Raw genomic sequence first — 8,310 nt, 5'->3', positions numbered from 1 at the left:
CGCGCTCGTGAGTTGCCGTTTTGAGGGGTTGAGCGGCGTCGTGGGGCCCCCAAAGTGGCAACTGACCGAGGCGGGTTGCTCGTGGGGGGAGTGGTCGGCGCGCAGCGCCGGGCCCTCATCGAGACGACTCGTCGTGGGCCCTGCGGGCGGGCGACGGCCCAGATCGGGTCACCTCGATCGGTGCGCGCTCGTGAGTTGCCATTTTGGGGGGTTGAGCGGCGTCGTGGGGGGAGTGGTCGGCGCGCAGCGCCGGGCCCCTCATCGAGACGACTCGTCGTGGGCCCTGCGGGCGGGCGGGGGCCCAGATCGGGTCACCTAGATCAGGCTCAGCCGCGCAGCGCCGCACGCAGCGTGCGCACGATCTGCGCCCGCGCGGCGCGCCCGGCGCGCGTCGGCAGCAGCGGGAACACGTGCAGCTCGCCGACCCCCTCGCGCCAGTCGAGCGCGACCCCAGCGGCGGCCGCCCGTGACCGCAGCAGGTGGGCGTCGGGGTTGAGCACGTCGCGCGTCCCGGTGAAGACCGTCAGGGGCGGGAGCCCCGCGAGCTCCCCGGCCAGCGGGCTCACCACGGGGTCGAGCAGGTCGAGTGAGCCGCGCCAGTGCTCCGCGAGCACGCGCCCGCCGGGCGTGCCGAGCCAGGGGTCGGTCGGCTGCACGAGGGGGATGCGCGGGTTGCTCCACGTGAGGTCGAGCGCCGGCGAGATCATCAGCACGTGCGCCACGTCGACGCCCTGGTCGCGCAGCGACTGCGCCGCGGAGAGGGCGATCTGGCCGCCCGCGGAGTCCCCCGCGAGCACCACCGGGCCGACGGCCGAGGTGACCAGGTCGGTGATGCCGACCCGCGCCTCCTCGGCGGTGCCGAAGGGCACGAGCGGGTAGATCGGCAGCAGCACGGTGGTGCCGACCTCGGCCGCGACCTGGGCGGCGAGGTGCCAGTGCTGCGACACGATCTCGCCGACCCAGCCGCCGCCGTGGGCGTAGACGACGGTGCCGGCGGAGGCTCCGTCGCGGCGCGAGACGCGGTAGACCGGCCAGCCGCCGCGCTGCTCGACGTCGACGCGCACGTCCGAGCGCAGCGTCGCGGGCGGCCCGTACGGCGCGGGCCGCAGCGACCGCTCGCGGATGCGGCGCCGGGCCCCGGCCTCGGTCGTGAAGGTGCGGTTCGCCCGCGTCAGCCGCAGGAAGACGGGGGCCAGCGCCCGCGGCAGCACCAGCCGCGTGGCGAGCGGCTCGTGCACGGAGCGGACGGGGGGAGTCGCGGGTCGAGACCCGGCACCGCCCCCGGCCCCGGCACCACCAGACCCCGCACCGGCACCGCGAGACCCCGCCCCCCGCCCGGCGGCACGACGACGAACGGACGACAGCACCCGGCTCAGCTCCACGACGCGGACGCTACTCGGCCGACGGCGCGGGGTAGCTGTAGAAGCCCTCGCCGCTCTCGCGCCCGGTGGCCCCGCGGTCGAGGTAGTCGCGCTGGATCATCTCGGCGAACGCGCGCCCCTCCGGCCCGCCGGCGACGGAGACGGCGTGCACGGTGCGGAGCCCCACGACGTCCATGATCTGGAACGGCCCGAAGGGCGCCCCGGTGCCGATGCGCCAGGTCGTGTCGACGGTCTCGGGGTCGGCGACGCCCTTCACGAGCAGCGCCGAGGCCGCGTTCAGCAGCGGCACCAGCAGCGAGTTGAGCACGTAGCCGGGCTGCTCCTTCTTCAGCTCGATCGGCACCATGCCCATGCCGCGGGCGAACTCGACGACGGCGCGGAACACCTCGGGCGAGGTGGCCGGCGTGCCCATCACCTCGGCGGTGTTGTTGACCCAGATGAGGTTGGCGAAGTGCAGCGCGAGGAACTTCTCGGGCCGCCCGGTCGCGTCGACGAGGTCGCTCGGCAGCAGTGTCGACGAGTTCGTCGCGAGCACGGTGCGCTCCGGCAGCAGCGGCGCGAGCCGGGCGTAGAGGTCGCGCTTGAGCTCGAGGCTCTCCGGCACGGCCTCGACCACGAGGTCGGCGTCGGCGACGGCCTCGGCCAGGTCGGTGCTGAAGGTCACGCGACGGAGCGCCTCCCTCGTGGTCTCCTCCGTGGCGCCGCGCAGCCCCTGCGGCGTGAGGTACGTCGCGGCGAGGCCCTCGAACCGGGCCCGCGCGACGGCGATCTGCTCGTCGCCGATGTCGTACGCGACGACGTCGCTGCCGGTGTACGCCGCCTGGAAGGCGATCTGCGCGCCCAGCACGCCGGTGCCGAGCACGGTCACGCGCGAGAGCGGGGTCGCCGAGGCGGGGTCGGAGGCGGTGGCGGCGTCGGAATCGTGGGAGGCGGTGGCCGGGTCGAGGGGGGAGGTCATGGTCGGTCCTTCGGTCGGGTCGGTCGGGTGGTGGTCGGGGCAGTGGTCATCGGGGCGGGAACCGGCGCGGGCGCGGGCCCGGGCCCGCGCGCCCGCCCGCCCGCCGAGCCGAACGTCAGCCCGTCACCGCGGACGCGGCCGAGCCGGAACAGCACGAGGTCGCGCAGGTAGTCCTGGTGCAGCCGCCACGGCGTCCGCGCGCCCTGCCGCGGCATCAGGTGCACGCCGCGCGCGACGTAGCCCGAGCGCAGGTCGATGAGGGGCGTGAGCTCGCCGAGGCCCCGCGACCCGGTCGGGGCGGTGGGCACGACGCGCGACTCGCCCCGCGACTCCATCGATCGCAGCACGCGCTCGACGAAGGCGACGACGAGGTCGATCTTGAGGGTCCACGACGCGTTCGTGTAGCCGATGGCGAAGGCCATGTTCGGCACGCCGTCGAGCATCGCGCCCTTGTAGGTCACGTGCTCGGCGGGGTCGACCTCGCGGCCGTCGACGGTCATCCGGACCCCGCCGAAGAGCTGCAGCGTGAGGCCGGTCGCGGTGACGACGACGTCGGCGGTCAGCTCCTCGCCCGAGGTGAGCCGCACGCCGCGCGGCGTGAAGCCCGCGATCGTGTCGGTGACGACCCGCGCCGACCCCTCGCGGATCGCCCGGAACAGGTCGCCGTCGGGCACGACGCAGAGCCGCTCGTCCCACGGGTCGTAGCGCGGCACGAAGTGGCGGTCGACGTCGAAGCCCTCCGGCAGGCGGGCGGCCACGCGCTCGCGGAGGATCCGCCCGGTGCGCTCGGGCGCGCGCCGGCTGAACCGGTAGGTGACGAGGCCGGTCGCGATGCCGCGCCAGCGCGAGACCCGGGCGGAGGCGCGGAGCCCGATGCGTCGCGCCCGCGGCAGCAGGCGACGGTCGCGGCTCGGGAGCGCCGCGACCCAGGTGGGCGAGCGCTGCAGCATGGTCACCCGGGCGCCCCCGGCCGCGAGCGCCGGCACCAGGGTCATCGCCGTCGCCCCGCTGCCGATCACGACGACGTCGCGGCCGGCGGTGTCGAGGCCCTCGGGCCACTGCTGCGGGTGCACGAACTCGCCCTCGTAGGCGGCCTCGCCGGGCAGCTCGGGGCGGTGGCCCCGGTCGTAGCGGTAGTAGCCGGAGGCGAGGAAGAGGAAGGAGGTGGTCAGGGTGGTGGTCGTGCTGGTGCCGTCGTGCGTGCCGGGGTCGCGGGGTGCGTCGGGCCCGCCGGAGTCGCGGGTCGGGTCGGCGACGCCGGTCTCGACCCGCAGGGTCCAGCGGTCGTCGTCGGACGACCAGTCGGCGCCGACGACGCGGTGCCGGTACCGCACGAGCTGCTCGACGCCGGTCTCGGCCGCCGTGTCGCGGACGTACTGCAGGATGGCCGCGCCCGGCGCGATCGACCGCTCGTCGACCCAGGGCCGGAACGAGTAGCCGAGCGTCGCCATGTCGCTGTCGGAGCGGACGCCGGGGTAGCGGAAGAGGTCCCAGGTGCCGCCGCTGACGGCGCGGGCCTCGAGCACGGCGATGCTCCGGCCGGGGAACGCCGCGCGCAGCCGGGCGGCGGCGCCGACGCCGGAGAGGCCGGCCCCGACGACCACGACGTCGAGGTGCTCGACGGGGCCGGTCGGGCCGTCGGCGGAGCTCGCCGGGGCGGACGTCGTCGTCTCATCGGTCATGCGTCCACTGTATCGACACAGTGTCGAGAGTGTCGACGGTGTGTCCGCCGAGCGCTGCGGGACGGTACCATCGGCGCATGCCCCGTGACCTCGACGCCGTCGCCGCGACTCCCGGGGGCCGGGGGCGGCGGGCGACCCGGGTGTCGGGCGACGAGCGCGAGCAGGCGATCCTCACGACGGCCGACCGGCTGCTCGGCGAGAAGGACTTCTCGGCGCTGACGATCGACGACCTCGCCCGCGGGGCGGGCATCTCGCGGCCGACGTTCTACTTCTACTTCGCGTCGAAGCGCAGCGTGCTGCTGGCGCTGCTCGACCGGGTCGCGCACGAGGCGTCGCGGCGGTCGGCCGAGGTGTTCGTCGGGCTCGCCGACGACCCCGCCGCGACCTGGCGACGCGCGATCTCGGCCTTCTTCGAGACGTTCGCGGCGCACCCCGGCGTCGTCGCCGCCGTGGTCGGCGCGCGCGGCACCGACGCCGAGATCGTCGCCCAGTGGTCGCGGCTGCTGCAGGGCTGGATCGACGAGACGGCCCGCGCGATCGAGGCCGAGCGCGCCCGCGGCGCCGCCGTCGCCGGGCCCGAGCCGCGCGTGCTCGCGACCAGCCTCAACCTGCTCAACGAGCGCGTGATCATGGCGGCGCTCACCGAGCCCAGCCTGCCCGGGGCGGCCGTCGACCCCGTCGACACCCTGCTGCACGTCTGGCTGAGCAGCATCTACGGCGCCGCCGCGCGCTGAGCGCCGCCCCTGCCGCGGCGCGCTGAGCGCCGAACGCCAGCACCGTCGCCTGCCCGGCCGGCGAGGTGCACGGCGGGCGACCCGGCTGCGCGGCAGAACCACCGACTGATCAAAGAACCACGATCTGACGTGGTTCTTTGATCAGTCGGTGGTTCTCGCGGGTGCGAGGACGGCCGGGCGGGGGCCGGGCGGGGGCGGCGGGGCGGGTCGCCTCCGAGAGTCAGCCGCCCACGACGGCGCCGAGGCCGAGGCGCGGCCAGAGCCAGCGCAGGCCGGCAGCGAGCCCGACGGAGGCGGTGTGCCAGTCGTGCCCGCTGCCGGGCACCGTGAGACGGGTCACGTCGATGCCCGCCGCCTGCGCCGCGGCCGAGACGACGGGCTGCACGGGCCCGTAGCGCGAGTCGTCGGCCCCCACGGCGAAGAAGCCGCCGAGGTCGGCGTACCGACCGTGCGCCCGCATCACCGCTACCGGCTGGGCGGCGTCGTACGCGGCGCGCGAGCCGTCGAACCCGCGGGCGATCGTGCGGTCGACGCCGCCGTCGAGCAGCGGACCGAGCTGCCCGCTGACGTCGACGAACGAGCCGAAGACGTCGGGGTGCCCGGTCGCCAGCTGCACCGAGCAGGTGCCGCCCTGCGAGAAGCCGGCGATCGCCCACGCGGCGGGGGAGCGCTGCACGTCGAGGTGGGCCGTGACCCAGGCGGGCACGTCCCGGGTGAGCCAGGTCGCGCTGTCGCCGAGCTCGCCGTCGACGCACATCGGGTTCGAGGTCGGCCGGCCGAGCTGGTCGGGCATCACGACGATCGGCGCGAGCCCGTCGTGCTGCGCCGCCAGGGCGTCGAGCTGGTCGTCGAGGTGCCCGGCGTCGACGAGGTTCTCGGGGGCGGCGCCCGGCCCCTGGCCGGAGAGCGCCACGACGACCGGCAGCGCGGGCGGGTCGGCGGTCAGCGCGGCCGGCGGCAGCCACACCAGGGCGGGCCGGGCCCGGAAGTGCGAGTCGGTCGCCGGGATCACCACGCTGCCGAGCCGGCCGTGCCGGGGCAGCTCGGCGGGCGGGGTCCACTCCGCCGGGAGGGTGCCGGAGGCGGTGGTCGCGTCGCCCGCCGACACCCCGTGCTGGGCGGGCGGCAGCGTGAGCGGCGCGACGTGCGACACCCCGAGCAGCGCCCCCACGGTCGGGAACAGCCCGGCGTCACGGTTGACGGCGAGGCCCGTCGAGAGGGCGAAGACGACGACTCCGAGCCCGGCCACGACACGACGACCGGCCCCGCCGCGCACGGCGGCGACGACCGCCACGGCCAGGCCCGCGCCGAGGGCGGAGACCCAGGCCCGGTCGACCCAGGTCGGAGGCACGTCGAGGGCGGCCTGCACGTCGCCGACCCACCACGACACCAGGGCGCCCGCGCCGGCACCGACCACGGCGGCGACGCCGACCGCCGTCCACCAGCGCCGGGGGTGGGGGCGGGTGCGAGATCGGAGGCGGGGTCGCAGGCGGCCCGCCGCCCGGGTCCGGAGGTGCGGTCGGAGCCCGGCCGAGTTCCGCCCGGGCCGCGCGTCCCGCCGCCCGACCCGGTCGCCCGGCGGGAGCACGAGCCACACGGCCAGCCCGAGCGCCAGGGCGTACACCGGCGCCAGGGTGAGGACGGAGACGAGGGAGAACGACACCGCGGGGCCTTCCGGACGAGCCCCGCCGGAGGTCGGGCGTCGACGGGTCGCGGGGCGGGCACACCCTAGGGAGCGATCCCATGACGCAGCCGTCAGCGCGACGGGACCGGCAGGGCGCCCAGCCCGCACCTCCCGCCCGGCCCGGCCCGCACCTCACGCCCGGCCCGCGCCCTCCGCGCTCCCGCGCCTCCCCGCCTGCCGCTCCCGCCTACTGCACGGCCGCGGTCAGCCTCGCGACGTTGTCGACGACCTGGATCGCCGCCGGCCGCGTCAGCCACTCGTCGAGGTGGACCTCGCGCGACTTCGAGCGGTAGTCGTCCTCGACGGCGCGCAGGCGCTCGACGAAGTGGGCACCGCGCACGAGCAGCGACACCTCGAAGTTGAGGCTGAACGAGCGCATGTCCATGTTGCTCGAGCCGACGACGGCTACGTCGTCGTCGACGGTGAAGTGCTTCGAGTGCAGCACGATCGGCTTCTCGTAGAGGAAGATCCGGACGCCCGAGCGCAGCAGCGTCTCGTAGTACGACCGCTGGGCGTGGTAGACGAGGAACTGGTCGGCCACCTCGCAGGCGAACAGCTGCACGTCGACGCCGCGCTCGGCGGCCGTGGTGATCGCGTAGAGCATCGAGTCGTCGGGCACGAAGTAGGGGCTCGCGATGATCAGCTTCTCCTGCGCGCCGTAGACGAGCGCGTTGAACAGCCGCAGGTTGTTCTCGCCGTCGAACCCGGGCCCGCTCGGCACGACCTGGCACTCGATCGCGTCGGGGCCGGTGCGGCGCTCGACGGGGGCCTCGAGGTCGTCGACGACCGGCAGCTCGTCGGTCTCCGAGTACCAGTCGGTGAGGAAGAGCGCGTTGAGGCCGACGGCGCCCGGCCCGTCGAGCCGCACCATCAGGTCCTTCCACTGCAGGCCGCGCTTGATGTTGCCGCGCTTGTTGTAGCTCGGGTCGGTCATGTTCTGCGAGCCCGTGAAGGCGACGTCGCCGTCGACGACGACGATCTTGCGGTGGTTGCGCAGGTCGGGGCGCCGCCACATGCCCTTGGTCGGGTGGAACGGCAGCATCTCCTCGAAGTTCAGCCCCGCCTCGCGCAGCCACCGGCGCGTGACGCGGCCCTGCGGGTTGCGGATCGTCGCCCAGTGGTCGTAGAGCACCCGCACCTGCACGCCGCGGTCGTGGGCCCGCTTCAGCGCGTCGAAGAACGGGAAGGTCGTCTCGTCGCGGGTGAAGATGTAGAACTCGACGTGCACGTACCGCTCGGCCTCGTCGACGGCGGCCGTCATCGCCTCGATCGACGCGCGGTAGTCGGGCAGCAGCTCGGCCGTGTTGCCCGGGCTGAGGGGCATCGAGCCGAGGGTGCGGTTGAGCTTCACGACGCTGCCGAACCACGGCGGCTCGGTCTCGATCGTCGCGGCCTTCGTGTCGAGGCCGGCGGTGCCGTCGAGGATGCGCTGGTTGATCTCGCGCTGCTTCTCGCGCCGGTCGCGGGGCAGCTTCGACGAGCCGATCAGCCCGAAGAGCAGGCTGCCCGGGATGGGCGCGACGAAGATCGCGGTCAGCCACGCCATCGCCGAGCTCGGCTTGCGGTTGCGCGGCACGGCCGCCACCGACACCACGCGGATCACGATGTCGACGACGAGCACCACGGTGGGGAGTGCCTTCAGCACGGAGCGCCATCTCATGGGCTGATCCTGTCAGGTGGTGCCTGACCGCGCCTCCCCGGGTCTCGCCCCTGTGGGGTACGGGCTCCTGGGGAGGGACGGCGGCCCCGCCCAGCCCACCGCGGCCGCCCTCAGATCACCGTCAGCTGCGCCCGGGCCGCCTCGATCGTCGCGAGCACCGAGCGGGCGTCGGCGAGCGAGTGCAGCGGCGAGTCGGTGACGCCCTCCGCG

At 75.2% G+C, this 8,310-nt stretch carries 6 protein-coding genes; 1 reads left to right on the top strand and 5 read right to left on the bottom strand.

Features of this window, described 5'->3' with window-relative positions:
* Positions 1–326 precede the first annotated feature (326 nt).
* The 3 genes from ASF82_RS12970 to ASF82_RS12960 all read right to left on the bottom strand — a co-directional run bounded on the left by ASF82_RS12970 (position 327) and on the right by ASF82_RS12960 (position 4,022).
* Positions 327–1,238: an alpha/beta hydrolase fold domain-containing protein gene (locus tag ASF82_RS12970; protein ID WP_200932003.1), complete on the bottom strand. Its 912-nt coding sequence runs from the start codon at positions 1,236–1,238 to the stop codon at positions 327–329.
* Between the two features lie 154 nt (positions 1,239–1,392).
* On the bottom strand, positions 1,393–2,340 hold the full coding sequence (locus ASF82_RS12965) for a 3-hydroxyacyl-CoA dehydrogenase (RefSeq protein WP_082514626.1): 948 nt from the start codon (positions 2,338–2,340) through the stop codon (positions 1,393–1,395).
* The gene (locus ASF82_RS12960) at positions 2,337–4,022 is read right to left on the bottom strand and encodes an NAD(P)/FAD-dependent oxidoreductase (protein WP_082514625.1); all 1,686 of its coding nucleotides are present in this window, start codon (positions 4,020–4,022) and stop codon (positions 2,337–2,339) included. The genes ASF82_RS12965 and ASF82_RS12960 overlap by 4 nt, the downstream gene beginning before the upstream one ends.
* A gap of 77 nt (positions 4,023–4,099) precedes the next feature.
* Between ASF82_RS12960 and ASF82_RS12955 the strand changes: the two genes are divergently transcribed.
* Positions 4,100–4,756 carry a TetR/AcrR family transcriptional regulator gene (locus ASF82_RS12955; protein WP_056057742.1) on the top strand — a complete coding sequence of 219 codons (657 nt, stop codon included), beginning with the start codon at positions 4,100–4,102 and terminating at the stop codon, positions 4,754–4,756.
* 220 nt (positions 4,757–4,976) lie between these two features.
* On the opposite strand, the gene ASF82_RS12950 is transcribed toward ASF82_RS12955, so the two are convergent.
* The gene (locus ASF82_RS12950; protein ID WP_056057739.1) at positions 4,977–6,419 is read right to left on the bottom strand and encodes an esterase family protein; all 1,443 of its coding nucleotides are present in this window, start codon (positions 6,417–6,419) and stop codon (positions 4,977–4,979) included.
* 208 nt (positions 6,420–6,627) lie between these two features.
* A complete protein-coding gene (cls, locus tag ASF82_RS12945) occupies positions 6,628–8,100 on the bottom strand; it encodes a cardiolipin synthase (RefSeq protein ID WP_056057736.1) in 1,473 nt (490 codons plus the stop codon).
* Positions 8,101–8,310: the final 210 nt, after the last annotated feature.

This window comes from Frigoribacterium sp. Leaf164 (assembly GCF_001423665.1).
Classification (GTDB): domain Bacteria; phylum Actinomycetota; class Actinomycetes; order Actinomycetales; family Microbacteriaceae; genus Frigoribacterium; species Frigoribacterium endophyticum.
This window is presented reverse-complemented; position numbering and strand designations above follow the sequence as displayed.

Coding starts and splice junctions, on each gene's coding strand:
- ASF82_RS12965 (WP_082514626.1), bottom strand. CDS start 2,340: ATGACCTCCCCCCTCGACCCGGCCACCGCCTCCCACGATTCCGACGCC.
- ASF82_RS12960 (WP_082514625.1), bottom strand. CDS start 4,022: ATGACCGATGAGACGACGACGTCCGCCCCGGCGAGCTCCGCCGACGGC.
- ASF82_RS12955 (WP_056057742.1), top strand. CDS start 4,100: ATGCCCCGTGACCTCGACGCCGTCGCCGCGACTCCCGGGGGCCGGGGG.
- cls (WP_056057736.1), bottom strand. CDS start 8,100: ATGAGATGGCGCTCCGTGCTGAAGGCACTCCCCACCGTGGTGCTCGTC.